At 52.1% G+C, this 16,176-nt stretch carries 12 protein-coding genes, 1 tRNA gene and 1 pseudogene; 10 read left to right on the forward strand and 4 right to left on the reverse strand.

Annotation, left to right across the window (positions count from 1 at the left end; genetic code table 11):
- The first annotated feature begins 252 nt into the window (after positions 1 to 252).
- The 4 genes from MOP87_RS07845 (at position 253) to MOP87_RS07860 (ending at position 3,277) form a co-directional block, all read left to right on the forward strand.
- Positions 253 to 1,197, forward strand: coding sequence for a CBASS oligonucleotide cyclase (locus MOP87_RS07845; RefSeq protein WP_242810356.1), 945 nt, complete (start codon positions 253 to 255; stop codon positions 1,195 to 1,197).
- Positions 1,194 to 1,685: a hypothetical protein gene (locus MOP87_RS07850; RefSeq protein WP_197890216.1), complete on the forward strand. Its 492-nt coding sequence runs from the start codon at positions 1,194 to 1,196 to the stop codon at positions 1,683 to 1,685. Before MOP87_RS07845 ends, MOP87_RS07850 begins: the two co-directional genes overlap by 4 nt.
- Positions 1,682 to 2,578 carry an ATP-binding protein gene (locus MOP87_RS07855; protein WP_242810357.1) on the forward strand — a complete coding sequence of 299 codons (897 nt, stop codon included), beginning with the start codon at positions 1,682 to 1,684 and terminating at the stop codon, positions 2,576 to 2,578. The genes MOP87_RS07850 and MOP87_RS07855 overlap by 4 nt, the downstream gene beginning before the upstream one ends.
- Before the next feature lie 141 nt (positions 2,579 to 2,719).
- Positions 2,720 to 3,277 (forward strand): 3'-5' exonuclease, encoded by a 558-nt coding sequence (locus tag MOP87_RS07860; RefSeq protein WP_242810358.1) that lies wholly within the window; start codon positions 2,720 to 2,722, stop codon positions 3,275 to 3,277.
- 953 nt (positions 3,278 to 4,230) lie between these two features.
- Here the strand turns inward: MOP87_RS07860 and MOP87_RS07865 are convergent.
- Together MOP87_RS07865 and MOP87_RS07870 are read right to left on the reverse strand one after the other, a co-directional pair.
- On the reverse strand, positions 4,231 to 5,304 hold the full coding sequence (locus MOP87_RS07865) for a hypothetical protein (protein ID WP_242810359.1): 1,074 nt from the start codon (positions 5,302 to 5,304) through the stop codon (positions 4,231 to 4,233).
- A 567-nt stretch (positions 5,305 to 5,871) separates the two neighbouring features.
- The gene (locus tag MOP87_RS07870; RefSeq protein ID WP_242810360.1) at positions 5,872 to 6,324 is read right to left on the reverse strand and encodes a hypothetical protein; all 453 of its coding nucleotides are present in this window, start codon (positions 6,322 to 6,324) and stop codon (positions 5,872 to 5,874) included.
- A gap of 338 nt (positions 6,325 to 6,662) precedes the next feature.
- Between MOP87_RS07870 and MOP87_RS07875 the strand changes: the two genes are divergently transcribed.
- The 5 genes and pseudogenes from MOP87_RS07875 to MOP87_RS07895 all read left to right on the forward strand — a co-directional run.
- Positions 6,663 to 8,948, forward strand: a complete 2,286-nt coding sequence (locus tag MOP87_RS07875) for a hypothetical protein (RefSeq protein WP_242810361.1) — start codon at positions 6,663 to 6,665, stop codon at positions 8,946 to 8,948.
- Positions 8,935 to 11,037 (forward strand): hypothetical protein, encoded by a 2,103-nt coding sequence (locus MOP87_RS07880; protein WP_242810362.1) that lies wholly within the window; start codon positions 8,935 to 8,937, stop codon positions 11,035 to 11,037. Before MOP87_RS07875 ends, MOP87_RS07880 begins: the two co-directional genes overlap by 14 nt.
- Entirely contained in the window at positions 11,021 to 11,596 is a 576-nt protein-coding gene (locus tag MOP87_RS07885; RefSeq protein ID WP_242810363.1) for a hypothetical protein, read from the forward strand. Before MOP87_RS07880 ends, MOP87_RS07885 begins: the two co-directional genes overlap by 17 nt.
- Complete coding sequence (locus MOP87_RS07890) at positions 11,596 to 13,020, forward strand: site-specific integrase (protein WP_242810364.1); 1,425 nt, start codon at positions 11,596 to 11,598, stop codon at positions 13,018 to 13,020. The genes MOP87_RS07885 and MOP87_RS07890 overlap by 1 nt, the downstream gene beginning before the upstream one ends.
- A gap of 256 nt (positions 13,021 to 13,276) precedes the next feature.
- A pseudogene (locus tag MOP87_RS07895) lies at positions 13,277 to 14,239 on the forward strand (AMP-binding protein); the annotation flags it as partial.
- A gap of 20 nt (positions 14,240 to 14,259) precedes the next feature.
- On the opposite strand, the gene zapE reads toward MOP87_RS07895, so the two are convergent.
- Together zapE and MOP87_RS07905 are read right to left on the reverse strand one after the other, a co-directional pair.
- Positions 14,260 to 15,348 (reverse strand): cell division protein ZapE, encoded by a 1,089-nt coding sequence (zapE, locus tag MOP87_RS07900; protein WP_242810365.1) that lies wholly within the window; start codon positions 15,346 to 15,348, stop codon positions 14,260 to 14,262.
- Positions 15,349 to 15,468: 120 nt separating this feature from the next.
- Positions 15,469 to 15,711, reverse strand: a complete 243-nt coding sequence (locus MOP87_RS07905; protein WP_027914627.1) for a hypothetical protein — start codon at positions 15,709 to 15,711, stop codon at positions 15,469 to 15,471.
- A 257-nt stretch (positions 15,712 to 15,968) separates the two neighbouring features.
- Here MOP87_RS07905 and MOP87_RS07910 point away from each other — a divergent pair.
- Positions 15,969 to 16,043: transfer RNA gene (locus MOP87_RS07910), tRNA-Gln, on the forward strand.
- The last annotated feature ends 133 nt before the right edge of the window (positions 16,044 to 16,176 follow it).

Raw genomic sequence — 16,176 nt, forward strand, 5'->3', positions numbered from 1 at the left:
AAAACTAGACTGCATCTAAAAACTATGCGTATAGTAATCATACGCTAGCAAGCTGTGGTTCGCAATTTTCCCTGCCGGATCTTTTAGACGGTTATGGAGGATGCGAGGGGGAGGGTGAACTGCAGCTAGCCGTAAGGGGTGACTCAGGGCTGAGCCTTGAGTTGCCGCGCCATCTCATCCGTCGGCATGTGGTGTAGCTGCTGGTAGGGATGCTTTGCGACTAACACAACATTTTTTAGGAGGGGATGGCCCATGCCACTCACCAACACCCAGATCAAATGGTACGACAGCAACGTGTTACGCCTGCCAAAGGACAAGCGGGAGACCTACAACGCCCAGGTCGACCGCCTGATCGCAGCGTTGAAGGACAGCCTGAAGAAGCAGGACAAGATCACCATCAAGAAGGTGGTAAAGGCCGGCTCCTTCGCCAAGCACACCATCCTGCGGCCCAACGCTCAGAACCCGGCCGACGTAGACGTGGTGTTCTACATCAGCGGCCAGAAGGTAGATGAAGAGACCTTCTCGACTCTCAGCCAGAAAATCTACGACGCCCTGGTCAACCTGTACCCCAACAAGTCTGTTGAAGACTTCGAAATCCAGCGTAAGGCAGCGAAAGTGACCTTCGTGGGTACCGGGCTGGAGGTTGATATCGTTCCGGTCATCGAGAACCCGAACAAGGACGGCTACGGCTGGCAGTTCGACCGTATCGATGGCTCGAAAACTGAAACCTGCGCACCGTGCCAAGTGAATTTCGTGAAGGTTCGGAAGGACGAGGATCCGGACTTCCGTACCTTGGTGCGCCTGGCCAAGCGCTGGCGTACCTGGAAGGAAGTACCACTCAAGTCCTTCCACATCGAACTGATCATGGCCCACGTGCTTGAAGTGAACGGCAAGGCTGGCTCATTGGAGAAGCGCTTCCGGGATTTCCTACTGTACATCGCGCAGTCCGGCCTCAAGGAGGTCATCAAATTCCCTGAGAACAGCTGGGTGCCTCAATTCCAGGACACAGTGGTGATCATCGACCCGGTATGTGACACCAACAACGTTGCGAGCCGCATCACGGAGGATGAGCGCAAGGAAATCGTTCAACTGGCCGAGGATTCTTGGGAAACCGCGCACTTCGCATCGATCGAAGATGATTTCGAGGTTTGGAAAGAGCTGTTCGGTAAAGGCTTCAAGGTGGAGGACGCAGCATGAGTTCTACCTCCACCCAAACCAGCACCTTCACCACGACTGATATTGAAGCGGTCATGCGGCGTATCACGGCTGACCTCGTGATGATCGCTTCCAGCAGCGGCGCGATCACCGAAACTGAGGCACGTCAGTGGGGGCACGACATTGAGGTTCTGGCCAAGTACGGCTACCTCGAGTATGTCGATATCACCTTGTTGAGTTACGGAGTCGAGTACAAGGCTGCGCGGTTCTACGTCAATGAGTCTGGCTCGCTTGCGAACCAGCGCCCAGGAAATGCCCTCTGGCCAAGACTCTCGAATCCAGAGCTGCGGATCGTTCTCGGCACCACTGACGCCTACGATGCGAATGCCCAGCAAAAGATGGCCAGCAAAATGAAATGCAGTTGGTCGACCAGTTACGCGGATATTTCTCACTCCCAGCTGACCCAGAGCGGTGGGCGTGAATACTCCAGCAATGGCTACGGCATGGAACGTAAGGACTACACCCGATGAGCACTACCTCCGTTTTTGACTCGGCCATTGATCTGCCGGACATCCAGCTGACTGACCGCGAGAAAGTATTGCTCGGGTTTGCTGGCCGCTATGAGCGTGTGCAGAACCAACTCCAGCTGCTGCTGAACCAAGGCCAGCTGTCCGAGTGGAGCAAGCAGCACCATAAAAGTGTGCTGCCGATCTGCAACCTAGTGGCCGATCAGTATCCTCTAGTGATCTTCCACGGCGACGTCGGTACCGGGAAAACCGCAACAGCCGAGTGCATTGCCAACCGTATCGTCCGTGATTCACGCACTGAGGACTCGGTACTGTTCAAGTTGAGCAACCGGGTTCGTGGTTCCGGTAAGGTCGGCGAGATGGGCACGTTGTTGACCCAGGCATTTGCAGAGGTCGCTGAGGCTGCGGGCAAGAAACGCCGGGCAATTCTGATCATCGATGAAGGTGACTCGATTGCGGCCTCCCGATCGCAGAGTCAGAGTCACCACGAAGACAAGGTGGCAGTGAACACCCTGATTCAGGGCGTCGATGAGCTACGTAAGTATGGCGGCCGCATCGTGGTGATCTTATGCACCAACCGACTTTCCGTGCTGGATGCAGCCCTCCGCCGACGTGCCGCCATCGTTGAAGAGTTCACTCGCCCGGATGCTTCGGAGCGGAAGGAGCTGTTCAGCATGGATCTGGCTGGCATGGGGCTTTCGGACAAACAACTGACCGACCTGGCAACTGTGACCGGTGAGCGCAACGGTCAGCCTGCGTGGACATACTCTGATATCCGGACTCGTCTGTATCCAACAGCAATGGCGAAAGCGTTTCCGAATCGCCCACTGGAGTTCAAGGATCTGACTGAGTCGATTCTGACGATGAAACCATCACCGGTCATGGAAGACAAGTAAGCGGCAGATCGTCCGATGAGGTCGGAGGAGGGGGCCTTGCCCACACTCAATACCGACCAGGTCAGTGATCTTTCCAGGCTCTTGGTGTCTGGTAGTGGTACCAGCGGATGTCACCCAGACACCAGCTCAAGCGGAGTAGTTATGAAAGCCGAAAAAGAAATCTTCGTCTCGGTCGATATCGAGGCGTCTGGCCCGATCCCGGGCAAGTACAGCATGCTGTCGATCGGCGCGTGCCTGACTTCGAGTCCGGCTGAGCAGTTCTCATGCTTGCTGAAGCCCATCTCCGAGGAGTTCGTGCCGGCTGCTCTGGAGGTCACTGGGTTGTCGCTGGAGAGACTTCGCGAGGAAGGCTTGGAGCCTCGTGATGCGATGGCGCAGTTCAAGGCCTGGGTCGAGTCGCTCGCCGGCGCGGGCCAGACGGTAGTGTTCGTTGGCTTCAACGCTTCCTTCGATTGGAGCTTCGTGAACTACTACTTCCATTTGTTCCTGGGCGAAAACCCCTTCGGCATCGCTGCCCTCGACATCAAGTCGATGTACTTTGGTGCTACTGACTGCAGCTGGAAATCGACGCGCTCCAGCGAGATTGAGAAGGTTGTTAACCCTGAAAGCTCAGGCAACCACGACGCTTTGGACGACGCCGTTTACCAGGCAGAGCTGTTCAACTTGATCCGTGAAAAGCTTGTGATAGGGAAGGTCTGAAAGGGCTTTCCCGAGAGCTCAGATAGTTAGATAGGCAGGGTGGTAGTGGCCTGCGTGGTCAGTTGCTCACTGTGAGAGCAACTGACCACGCAGGCCCTGGCCGAAAGCGCGAGGATGGAAGCTCTTAAGAGTAAAGACGCCGCAGAGCGATCGGCTTGGTTCACGCCCGCCGACCCTGAAGGGGCGCCCGCTAGCCGTTGCGACGTCATCTCCGCAACTGCTAGGTGGGTGGGAGCTCAGGGCCACGTTTATCCAGAGACCGCTTGAGTTGAGCCTTGATCGGCTCTGCCAAGGTGATCTTCGGCCGGCTGGGTAGATGACGCTCAAGGCTCATAGCTTGAGCGATAAGCCCCGAAGCTCGGAGATACCTTGCAAGTCCGCGCTTGAAGTCCACTGGCGATATCGATATCTCGCTTTCAGACCGCCACATTTTGCGGATTGCGAACGCCGCAACCTTGCTCATGGGCTGGCTAGGATCGCTTATGGAAGGAAACAGGAATTGACCAAGCCCAAGTCCGCTTACCTCCATGTACCTATTAAGTAGATGCTCTGTTGCCTTGTCCAGTGCAATCGTTCGACAGCATCGTTCATTTCTCCTAAACGAGAAGCTCAAACCTGTACCTGTTTGTAACCTGAAGTTTTTCCCGATAATTAGCAATCGCTGCGCTTGCCAACTCATCTCGGCGGAGATGAGCGCAAGCATGCATTGAATTCGTAAGAGGGTCAGATGCAAGGAGGCGTCTGCAGACACCTCAGCGTCGATCTGAAAGTGGGGTAACGCTGATTTAGACATGATGGTTCGTCTTCCTGCTGGTAGCTTGATCAAATGTTCACGTCAACAGCAAGCGGAGCGCGCAGGCCCTGGCCGAAGGCGCGAGGATGAAAGCCCGAAGGGCCAAGACGCCGCCCTGCGAGCGGCTTGGTTCACGCCAGCCGTCCCGCAGGGCGCGCACTCATTTAATGCTGGTGCCTGAGCCTGCGTTCGAAGACCCGTCAGGCCCCTGTTGCTGCCCAGGCTTGACGTAACCAGCAGACGTCTCGACAAAGCACTGCAGTGCTTCAAGGGCCTGGTGTCCCATCCGTTCTTTGATAAGCCTGGAAACGTCGATGTCTTGCTGCGGTGCATGTCCCAATTTCTGCATGACGTAGAAATTTTCCAATACCTTATTGATCTGCTCCTCTCGCCATGATGCATAAACATGAAACAGATTATGAAAGGCGATGTGACGGCTAGCGTCGCGACTGGAGGGGAACAGATACTGATCCTCCGTAAATTTCATATTTGCGATGTGCTCGGAGAGTAAATTGGCCGTCTGAGCTGAGATTTCAACCGGCACAGGTTTGTTTTCCGAGCCGCTCTTGATTGTTGGGAAGTCGCCTCGTACCAGCGAGTGATATTCACGCACGGTCATACTCAAGATCTCACCCTTGCGTACTCCGTGTGACATCAAAGCGTGTATGCAGAGGTCTCGCAAAACATCAGGCTTACTAAACTCAGCGCCATCATCAACAGAAAGTGATGGCTCCATAGGTGGGCTATAGGCGAGTAGCTCTTCCACCGTGGTTGTGAATTCCGACAGCCCCAATTCATGCGACTGCAGGATTTCTTGTGCGTCAGGCCAGAAGTCCAGGTCGGAATCAACGTTGGCGAGCTCATCAACACTCGCGAGGCGAATCGCCCACGGCTCATCCTTGTTGACGTTGACGGCCTTGTTCCAGAGGGATTCAACCGTAGCAATCGTAGTGCTGGCAACGCCGCTACCCAAGAAGAGAAAAATCTGATCCACCTCCGCAACGATGAGGTTGACGGGAGACAAGGCACCAAGTGAGTGAGCACGCTCCACAAGATCAACCATACTCTGCTCTAGTTGACCTTTGCTCAGGATCGCAAATTTCTGCCTGGTAGCGATCTCCAAAGAGTGGAGATTTTCTGTCTTCCACTGCAGGCAGCTGAGGATTTGGTACTCTGCCTCGTTTGCATCTGTCCAGCCTTGCTCTCCGTACTGAAATACCAATGATACGCTCATGGTGGTTATCTCCTTACTGGTTGGGCTTCATAAAGCTGCTGATTTAGTTGCGCTAACACATAGGTAAATGTGGCCTGACTTATCCGGCCGATAAATGAGACTTCAACTAACTATCCATAATCGAGTTCGGAATTACGTCATAGATGGCCTCGGGAAAGGCCGCTGGTAAATCCATGCCCAGGAATAAAACCTGCCCAACCTACATGGTAATCACGGAGTGCACTGTCGTACTCAGCAACGACCTATCTCTCATGACATGCAGATTGGGCAGGGTGATCTAGCCTGATACCAGAGGTTTCAGCGGGCTGAGCGCAGGCTTCAGGTAAGCCTCTAAAACGCTCTCAATCTCGCTAGTACGCGATTTTGAGAGCTGTACAAAGCCTAGTTAGAACCCAGGCCTCTCATGAAGATTAGGCCGTCGTCAGCCGGACGGCATCACACATGACATGCTGGCTAACTAGGGTGTTCTGCCCTGGAACTCTCCGTCTTTGCAAAGGCTGACTGCAGGAGCCCAGGTGCCCCTCCCAATAGTCCACCGTTAGAGCGAAACACTAACGTTGGGCAGGGTTAAATACCAAAGTCATCTTCAAGTTGTTTTATCTTCAGGTGCCTGGGAACCACCCCTTTCACCATAAGAGTCTTCAGCAGCGAAGCAGTAAAATCATGCCACGTGTAATGCTGAGTAACAGGCTTTGGCCAAGGCCACTCGGCTTTGACCAGAGCACGCAATCGCTCAGTCAAAACGTTGATCGGGTTTGAAATTCTGTCAGCGCCGCTCGCAATACGAAGGGTCTCATTACCATCGACCTTGTACAGGCGTCTGGAAAGGACACATACGCATTGCGTGTCCGAGAGAATCTCGTCAAAAGCAGCGCTGACATCGCTATCGCTCAGTTGGATTGAGGCCAGATTCCAGATCTCCTCAATCTCGGAATCATCCCAGCCATTCATGTCCCCAGACTTCAGTAACGATTCACTCACGGCCTTGGCGATGATGAATGGCTTACGCTTTGAGCCCATGATAATCCCCGTCTGACGATGGCCCAGCGAGGGCTGAATGTCAGGCAAATGATAGTCAGCGAAGTTGCGGAGTCAAGCGTCAGAAGTGAAGATTTTTTGGTTTTCTTATTTGTTGTAATTGGGGTAATTGTCAATATTTGAATAATTATTGTTTTGATGTTTTTGGCATTAAGTCGTATATCTTTTTTGTACTTAATGGCATTGTTTCGAGTTCAAAAAAAGTGCTTGCCAAATGGGAGGTTTTCGGGTCATCGTATTGTCATATCGTATCCTTTCGAGCGCCGGCTGCAATTGGTCGGAAGCCGTCGTTTGCGCTGAATTTAACTAAAGGTGCTCATATGGCCTTACTAGACTCCACGAAATTTACCCCGCGCTATCCTTATGTGATGCTTTCACGCAAAGTCATCACGTTGTTTGACGGGGCTAAAACCAACATTTCGGGGGGGATGAGCGCGAGCTTGAAGGTGCTCGAATGCTTCTGTCATTTGCTCGGGTTCAAGATTGATTTCAATGCCCTCTCCCAGGCGCATTTCAATGACGTGGTGGCGCCTGCTTTTCTCGGGGCGCTCCACAATGATGAGTTTCTGGGTTGGAACCTGATGAACCGTCGACGCGTGGCGCGCAGGTTTTTGGATATGCTCAAGGCGGCTTCAGCTAAAGGCGCAAACATAAGAACATTCGAATGGAGCCCTGACCTCTTAGAGAAGCACTATCCCGACTGGGTAAGCGTCCGCGATAAGGTCAATCCAGAGCACGCTATTTACTGGAATGGGTGGCCTGTCCAAAGTCGTAAAGGGAAAACCATCTATCTCGATTTCTCGCGGCTTTGGCATAGTCATGGCCATGATTTTGTAGTTGGGCTTCACGACAAGATGGCGAAGTATTCGCTTAAAAATGCACGAGGCGGAATTCCGTTATTTAACGAGTTTGTCAATCATGTATCGGCCTCGCCAAAAATATGGCCGGTGGAGACCTTCACTGACTCAATGCGTATCCCAGCTTTGTTTGAGTCCTTCATGGTGAGCTTCTTTAGGGGGGTGTCTGAGCGAGGCGAGGATCTTCGACACGCCACCAAGCGTTGGAAAGATTTTGTGGTCGCTGTTGAATCGGTATTTGTTCACCCAGGGGTATGGGCAAAATCCTACTATGGCGATCTTCCTAGGCCCAGCACAGGGGATCATGAAGGGGCGAGGAAGAACCTGAAAAAGAGCAGCGACGGTGATTACTACGTCGACAATCTGCTGACTGATGTGCCCCTTCATTTCACAAACGAAGCTGCTATCAAGTTCCTTTTCGAGGATATCGATCGAGATATTAATGACACTCAATGCTGGGCTCGGAAGCAGGCATGGGCCTTGCGGCGGGCACAGCTGCGTAGAAAGGCTTTAGCGAAGAAAGGTTACATCCTCAGTCAAAGATCAAGAAATGGTCGAAGCCCTTCAATCCAGGAACTAGGCCTGGAGAACATGTGTGCTACATTTGAGGTCGAGGGCTTCTGCCCAAATGACCGGACAAGCGATAACCGATACGGCAACAACTTGACTGAGTTAGCCCGGTTGTTCGGCATGCCAACGTCTCGTTCACTCTATCCGTTTCAGTGCTTGATGGTCATAGCTCACAATGATATCACTGAGAGTTTTTTGGCTGATTTCGATCTTTATAACAAAAAAGGGCAGCGATCCGGCTTCGTAAAGCTTGACGGTGGATATTACCTGATTGGCTATAAAGATCGTAAAGGCAAGGACTTGAGTGAGCAAAAAATTTTGCTGTCTCCTCGCACCGCAGTCTTGGTTAGGCAGGTAATTGAGATTACTAAGCCGTTGCGGAAATATCTGAAAAGTGTGGGTGACCCGCTGTGGCGAAAGCTATTCCTAACCTCAGCGAAAGGGTTTGCATATCCAAAAAAAGCTAACGCTCAGCCGTGGACTGCTGACCATCTCGATTCGAAACCTCATGTCATCGAGAAGATAGTTGATCAATTCAAGTCGTGCACGTCAACCCCTCCCGAAAAGCTGACGCGGCTAGTAGTCAAGTTGAGCCTGAGGCGATTGAGGGCATCCTGTGGTGTAAGGGTGTTCATCCTAACTCGAAGTGTCGAAGAAATGGCGAAGGCTCTAGGTCACACCGAGTATCGTCCAGATCTTCTTGATTCATACTTGCCAGTTAAGCTGCAAGAGTTCTTCGATGAGCGTTGGGTCAGGATCTTCCAAAGGGCGGTTGTATGCTGGTCGTTGGATGACGAAGCTTTGGCTCTCCATAATCAGCTTGGCTTCCAGTCTATTTATGAGTTCGACGAGTTTATGAAAGTCAACGCTTTGAGGGAGTTGCCCGATAGCTTGACGGATCCGACGGGCTCCAAAAACATACTTGATAACAACAATGATTTGGTTATCAGCGTCAATACGGAAATTCTCACCGATCTCTTGTCCCTGAAGATGGGCGTGGATGATCTTAAGGGACATCAGGAGATCAATAGCTTGGCTTTGTACTGGGCCAAGTTTGCTGATCTGCTTGCGTCGCATATTGAAGAAATGATCGACCCAATGGTGAAAAGACACCTGCGCGCCGCCCGGGAGCTCGCTAAACCATGGCCTATGGAGAGCATCCAGCGTGTCGCTGCCTGATCAACTGGCTTTTCTGACGCCATACCTGCTTTCAAGTCGCCGGGCTTTTGATTCGGCTCCTTGGTTACTAACGCCATTTGAAAGTACAGTGTGGCTGTTCGATTTTGGCTTTTCTAAGCCGGTTGAGCTGAATTGGGATGTAAAACTGTCAGACGGTGTCAGCCTGGTTTCGGCTAAGCACTCTCTTCTGCTAAACATTTTTAAGCATTGGTTGATTGCTGCGACAAGCAACAAGGACGGCAGTGGATTTCATACCACAGCGCTCAAATCGCAGTACGTCAGGTTTAATACGGTACTGCATATCATCGATATGCTCTTAATGGACAGTCAGGAGTATAATGTCACTCGGTTTGGTTTAGAGACGCTGACGGCGAACAATGTTACAGATATTCTTAAGCGAGTGTCTTTGAGCAACTTCGTTGCTGAAAGTGTCTATGAGTGGTCTGCACGGCTAAGGGATTATTGCCTAGAGTTACTAGATGGTTCAGATCCGCTAGAAATTGAGCAGACCCTTCGCGATAAACCATATTTGAAGGTGATCACTGATGCTCAGGCTGAAGGGGACATTCTTGGCCTTCCTCTAGAAATCATTCCTAAAGTTAGGGCCGCGCTGCTCCTTAACAAGCTGTACGTGTACAACGCCCGTAAAGGCTACAATGTGCACTCGCTTCGTGTGAGTCAAGTGCTCTATAGGAATACTCTTGGAGGTGTCAAGTCCCAAAAACCTATAGTGCCTATTCTGATGTTCAGTATGGCGGATGAGGTTTTTACAAGAGAGGCCAAAGGCGTACCGATTCAAACTGCAGTGCACATCACAATGTCCAAAGAGTGCTTGCGGTTCTATCGGATGGCCTTGATAGATTTGAAATTGCTGCGTGTCCTTAATCTACCTTTACCGCCATTGCAAAGCATTGAGCACTCCTTGGCTGTATTCATCGACGGCGGCGAGCAGGGGCGATTTGAGACTGTACCCTCTCAGATTATGCGCACCTCGTTGAAAAAGGCGATCAAATTTCATAAAAAATATGGAAGGGGCCTTATTGAGTCCTATTGCGCGCTGGCTAGAAAATGCAAGGAGCTGGACGTAAAGCTATTAGGGTTGAGTGAGGCAGAGTTTCGAGGTTGCCTACATAGAGATCTGAAAGACCTGAAAATCAGCAAGATTGGGTTGGCGTGTCGCCGGCAGGGCTGGGCTGAGTGGACTGCGCCTGTACTGGGCGATAGTGCAGAATATTTTGCGAAGGTCAGGGCCCACGCTGGGCTATTAGAGTTGATCGCTATTTACTTTGGTGCGATCCAAATAACCGTCGGTCTGCTCTCGGCTAGACGAAGTACAGAGCTTAGAGATCTTCCGCGAAATTGTCTTGATGCCTCGAAGGCATGGGTTTTGTACTTCAATCAGAAATCTTCAAGACAAACTTCTGCAACTCGTCAGCTTATTGCCAGGCCACTTGATCCGCTTGCGATCGAGATGCTCGAGAATTTGCAGAGGCTACATGATGAATTATCTGCGCTTGGTTTTGCGGATGATACATACCCTTTATTTTCGGTTCCTGGGCTGAAAGGCACAAACTGGTTAATCAAGCCAGATGTTCATATCTATAATCGAAACATTGATTTGTTTCAGGATTATATTCAGTCCCCGTTGGATGAGAATGGTAGGCGCTACTATATTCGCCAGCATCAGATGCGAAGGTTCTTCGCGCTCTTGTTCTACACTAGCTATAAACATGCAAGTCTTAGCACGCTTCGGTGGTACTTTGGGCACTCCAATTTCCAGCATATTTATAATTATATCACTGCCAGCGTTCCCGGCGAAGAGCTTCGGGGTGCGAGGTCAGCTGCACTTATCGAGCGGCTTGCTGATGAAGATTGGTCAGCGTACAAGAGCATCGCAAAGCTCATCAAGGAAGAGTTCGGAGTTGATAACTTCAAGGTGGGCGTCACCGAGCGTGTCGACGAATATCTGACCAGGCTTCTCCAGAAAGGGAAAATTACCTTGGAGCCAAAATTCTTCAATGGCGCATCAGGTCAGGCAATGAAGGTTATGGTTCTGATCAAAGGAGAACTCCTTGAACACGCAATGTGATGTGATGATGCTGGCAAGATTCTTAACGGCTGTTGAGAGTGAGCCGGGAAAATTCACCGACCTTCCTGAACTAAGAAACAAGCTCAAAAGTCAGGGGGGTATGGCCAAAATGAGCATTGATAGGATGTGTGGTGGCGAACGAATTTTATATGAGGGGGCTGCGCTCAATACCGTTCGAAGTCATGCGGAAAAGATTTTTCCCGGAGGGTTCGATGATCTAAACAGGATGAGAATCCGTGCGCTAGATGCCTTTGATGAGTTTATTGCAAAAGGCCATGACAGAAAAAATTACACAAAAGCATATTATAAGAATATGTATAACGAAACTTTGCTGCAATTGAATGTGGCAAGACAAGCCAACATGGTTCTCTTACAAGCTGTCTCGGCTGCTATGTTTAATATCGGGCTCTTGCGCGATACTGCTGATGCGGGGAAGCGTGCTGTCTTTGCTGAAGATATCTTGAATGATATGAGGTCTGCTATCTCAATAAAATACCCCCTCAAATCAGCTGAAGGTCAGGGCCGTGACGGCGCAAATGTCCTCGAGTTCAAACGCTGATGGCTGATCTGACCAAGCAGCTCTTCAGTATCATTGGTACTGTGGAACTGCATGACTACTACGCCAGGGGGAAGGCTTATCGCAAAGTAGTTCAGGGTTTATCCCATCTGAGTTGGCCGAATGGCCGGCCTTGCAATGAGGCAAACCTGTATATTCTCTCATTGTTGCGCCGTCCAGGAAGAGGGCACGGAGGCCTTACTACTTCAGGTAGCAAAGGAGGGACGGTCGGAGAATCTGCTTCAAAGATCTCTCAGATAATACGCTACTGTTACAAGAGAGGTTTGCAGCTTCATGAATTGGTTGATGGGGATTTTAGTGATTTTATTGATGAGCTTCGCAAGGAGGAGGCCGGAGCGACGGGAGTTTTAAAGAAATCTGAGGAGCGGATTACAGTTGTTGGTCGTGAATGTATTAAGTTTTTGGAGTATGTGGGGCGGTTGCATGGAGTTGATCAGTATGTAGGTGAAGAAGGAATTATTAAGGCTTTTGAAAGAGAGTATCGTATAGAGTCGCATGCCAAGCAAAAGGTCGTTTATTACTGGTATCACAGTAGCTTTTCTGTTGGCGATCGCCAGAAAAAGAGAAATCCTATTTCTCGGAAGAACATCAAAGACCTGCGGTTGGCCGCCGATGAAGCAGGGACTAGCGATTTCGTCACTTTTAGGCGGCAATTGATGATTCTCGCATTGGTCAACCTCGGAGGGAGGCGTGGCGAAATTGGCATGCTCAAGGTTCCTGATATCAAGAAGGCCCTCAGGCAAAAAGATCCAATGCTAACACTTCCTACGTTTAAACGGGGTGGGGGGTCACGGGAAGTTCCGGTTTCACGACCTTTTCTACAAAAGCTGGATGAGTACATCGAATTGTGGCGAGCCCCTCTTGTTGAGGAAAAGCTTGGTGATGAAGATCACGGTTACTTGTTTGTTTCGGCTGTTACTGCTAAGCATCTGAGTTGCACCACTATCACTAATGAGATTTCGGATCTTCGCAAGATCGCGAAAATTGAGGAGCAGGCATGTGCACATATGTTTCGGCATGCGTTCATTACGACTCTATTTGTGCTTCTCATTGAGCGGCATAAAATCGAAAATCCCGAAGAATTCAGTCGATTGATGTTGGATGGGCAAAAGCTTAAAGCTGAGGTCTTAAAGTGGACTGGTGGTAAAACTATTGACTCTCTTGATACCTATATCAATTTGGCGTTTGAGGAGGTTTCTGGATTAAAAACTACCGTTCGAGCGGTCACAATGATGCGGTTTACTCGTTTGTTCTTGGATGATATTGATTATGAAGTCGAGCGGTTACAAAAATCTCGAGATATTGAGGGTTTTGTAAGCCGATTCAAAAAAGCCGTTGAGGCACTGCGAAAGGACTACGCGACAGAAGAGGGTCGGGCTGAAGGGAAGCCCTCGTCTCAGCGCTGATTCATACCGCACGTGGTCAGCGATGCTGGCTCCAGGTTTCCCCACCCCATCGCGGGTTCACTGCAGGTTGTCGATGAGCGAAGCAGGATCGCTCGCATCCAACTGACTCCAGATGGCAAGACTCCATGCAGCTATCAAAGGGCCCTTCCTACACTCCACAATCAGTGATCTGCTTGGCGCCCCTGCTCAGGCTTTTCCAAGGGTAAGCTTCGCCTCAATCGTGGTTTGACAAGAAAGTAAAATTAGCAAAATCAGCGTCCGCACGCCGGATGCTTCTGCCTACTGGCGCGTAGTGGAGCAGTACAAGGTCAATGCGCTGTTCTGTGCGCCCACAGCCATGCGTGCCATCCGCAAGGAGGACCCTGACGCCGAACTGCTGCGCAAGCATGACCTGAGTTCACTGCGCCAGTTGTTCCTGGCAGGTGAAAAACTCGATTCCAGTACCCATCAATGGCTGGAACGGGTAAGCGGCAAGCCGGTGCATGATCACTGGTGGCAGACCGAGACCGGCTGGCCGGTGACTGCGCCCTGCGTGGGGCTCGAGGGGAGCGCGGCAAGAGCAGGGTCGAGCAATCGTGCGGTGCCTGGGTACCACGTGCAGGTGCTGGATGACGAAGGGCATCTGGCCGGCCCCAATCACCAGGGCGCAATCGTCATCGCCCTGCCGTTGCCACCAGGCTGCAGCCAGACGTTGTGGGGCGATCACTCGCGCTATGTCCAGGCCTACTTGAGCACGTACCCTGGCTACTATCACACAGGTGACGGCGGGTATCTCGATGAAGACGGTTTCGTCTACATCATGGGTCGCACGGACGATGTGATCAACGTTTCCGGGCATCGTCTTTCTACAGGTGAGATGGAGGATCTAGTCGCGCGTCATGCTGCTGTCGCCGAGTGTGCAGTGATCGGCGTTCACGATGACATCAAAGGGCAGGTGCCATTGGCATTGGTGGTGCTCAAGGACGGCGCCGGCATCGTTGAATCGCAGCTGCTGGTCGATCTCGTGGCCAGCGTACGCGAGGAGATTGGCGCCTTGGCCTGCTTCAATCAAGTCCGATTGGTCAAGCGTCTGCCCAAGACCCGATCTGGCAAGATTCTTCGCGCGGTGCTGCGCAAGATCGCCGATGGCCAAGCGTACACGCCGCCTTCTACAGTGGACGATCCGGCAGTGCTCCAAGAAATCGAAGCGGTGCTGTCAGGGCTTGCGCGGGCAAGCTGAGAAGGCAAATCCGACCCTGCTCAGCCTTCGGCGCCTGCGGGGCCCATTTGCTGTAGCTGGCCAAGGCGACTGCGGGTGCGCATCAGGTCTGGCAGCGATCCCTCGAGACTTTCCGCCAGCGGGCGCGAGCCAATGAGGGTCAGTTGCCGATCCTGGTCGTAGAGCACGTCCACCACGTTTACGAAACGCTGCTGGGCAGCAAGCGAACACGCCTCCAAACCGTCCAGGCCCTCGATGATCCAGTGCGAATATTGCCGAGCCAATGCCAGATAATCGATCACGGCTGTGGGCTGCTCGCACAGGTCTTCGAAGGTGAACCTGATCTGGTCACCCTCAGCGCCCTGCACGCGTAGTGGGCGATTATTGACCATGAGGGTATCGCCGTGGCCCTTCGGCATGTGCAGGGACTGGCGCTGCGCACCGGTCCCGGGCCAGACATAACGGCCCTGCGTGAAACGTTGCAGCGCCCGGTTGACCGGCAGGCTGCGAAAATCCGTTTCACCGCCGACTTCCTTGATGACCATGCAACGGTTGATCAGGTCGATCACAGGCTGGAACCGCTGATGGTAAAGCGGATTGGGCAACAGCCCCTCAGGTGCGTAGTTGCTGGTGAGCACCAGCAGCGTGCCCCGTGCGAACAGGGCCTCGAACAATCGAGTCAGTAGCATGGCATCACCAATGTCATGCACATGAAATTCGTCGAAGCACAGGATGTCGTTTTGTCCGATCAACTCGTCGAGCGTGATGCCAATGGCATTGCCCATCGCTTGGTGGCGGTGCACGCCGTGATGCAGGCGGGCAAAGAAGTCGTGGAAGTGCCAGCGCAGTTTCGATGGGTTGGGCACCCATTGAAAAAAGCTGTCGAGTAACCAGCTTTTACCCCGACCGACCGGGCCATATAGGTACACGCCCGTCGCTTGCCCCGTCCTGTGCCGTTCAACCTGCTGGGACAGGCAGATGATGGCCTGACGTTGGCTCTCGCTAAGCGTGAAGCCGCATCGACGCGCCTTGTCATCGAAGGCGGCAGCCAAATCGTTGCTCGGCGCCACTGCACGATGACGAAGGCGCTTGCCAAGGTGGCGCAGCGGGGCAGGTAACCAGGCGGGCAATGGCTCGTTTCCTTGTAACAGACGGTAGCGAGGATCTTGCACCAGCCTGGGCTGTGTGACCAATCGAGAAAGTGACATCGACTGATCGCTTGCTGCGATAGGTCACAGCCTACGGGCAGCTCATGCTTTGAGTTGCAGCTGACTCTCGATCATGTATTTCACGGCCAACCGGCGCTCCTTGAGGCGACGAAGGTCGTCGTCCTCGAAATTGCCTGCCGAGATGGATTCGGCGGCCAGCACCTGGTTATCGATGTCGACGTATTCGTCGAGCAAACGGTCCAGGTCCTTATCGGTCTGGCGACGTTGCTGAACGATTTCGCGAGGGTAGTGCAGGTCTTGGTACAAATCGTGTGATACGGGCATGGCATCCTCCTTGGGGCATGACAGTGGCGATAACCATTGGAATGAAGGTTTGCGATTGCGTTGACGAGAAGGGGCAGGAATGCGACGAACGGTAGCGCTCAACCGCTGCTGAAGACTAACTCGCTGTTTTTTGGTAATTTTTTTATCAGAGGGCTTCCCAAACCCAAACATTGTTGATAAAGTGCCGCGCATTCCAAGACAACAACGCGTTGTCAGTTACTTGGAATCTTCAGAGCAGCTTCAGCTGCATCCGAAACAGGGGCGTCGCCAAGCGGTAAGGCAGCAGGTTTTGATCCTGCCATGCGTTGGTTCGAATCCAGCCGCCCCTGCCATTTTTCTACATTTCTTTTTCAGTGCATGGGCTACCAGCGCTGAATTCGTCGTTTCTGCGATTCGGGGTTTTTTGGCGGGTGGCCTTTGATCGAGAGGCGCATCGTGTCATGCGCCTCCTCTCAAAAGCCGCGC

This window comes from Pseudomonas sp. I3-I5 (assembly GCF_022699445.1).
GTDB classification, from domain to species: domain Bacteria; phylum Pseudomonadota; class Gammaproteobacteria; order Pseudomonadales; family Pseudomonadaceae; genus Aquipseudomonas; species Aquipseudomonas fulva.

What these genes read in the sequence shown, in the direction of transcription:
- MOP87_RS07875 (WP_242810361.1), top strand. Translation starts at nt 6,663, where the DNA reads ATGGCCTTACTAGACTCCACGAAATTTACCCCGCGCTATCCTTATGTG.
- MOP87_RS07905 (WP_027914627.1), bottom strand. Translation starts at nt 15,711, where the DNA reads ATGCCCGTATCACACGATTTGTACCAAGACCTGCACTACCCTCGCGAA.
- MOP87_RS07865 (WP_242810359.1), bottom strand. Translation starts at nt 5,304, where the DNA reads ATGAGCGTATCATTGGTATTTCAGTACGGAGAGCAAGGCTGGACAGAT.
- MOP87_RS07870 (WP_242810360.1), bottom strand. Translation starts at nt 6,324, where the DNA reads ATGGGCTCAAAGCGTAAGCCATTCATCATCGCCAAGGCCGTGAGTGAA.
- MOP87_RS07860 (WP_242810358.1), top strand. Translation starts at nt 2,720, where the DNA reads ATGAAAGCCGAAAAAGAAATCTTCGTCTCGGTCGATATCGAGGCGTCT.
- MOP87_RS07855 (WP_242810357.1), top strand. Translation starts at nt 1,682, where the DNA reads ATGAGCACTACCTCCGTTTTTGACTCGGCCATTGATCTGCCGGACATC.
- MOP87_RS07850 (WP_197890216.1), top strand. Translation starts at nt 1,194, where the DNA reads ATGAGTTCTACCTCCACCCAAACCAGCACCTTCACCACGACTGATATT.
- MOP87_RS07890 (WP_242810364.1), top strand. Translation starts at nt 11,596, where the DNA reads ATGGCTGATCTGACCAAGCAGCTCTTCAGTATCATTGGTACTGTGGAA.
- MOP87_RS07845 (WP_242810356.1), top strand. Translation starts at nt 253, where the DNA reads ATGCCACTCACCAACACCCAGATCAAATGGTACGACAGCAACGTGTTA.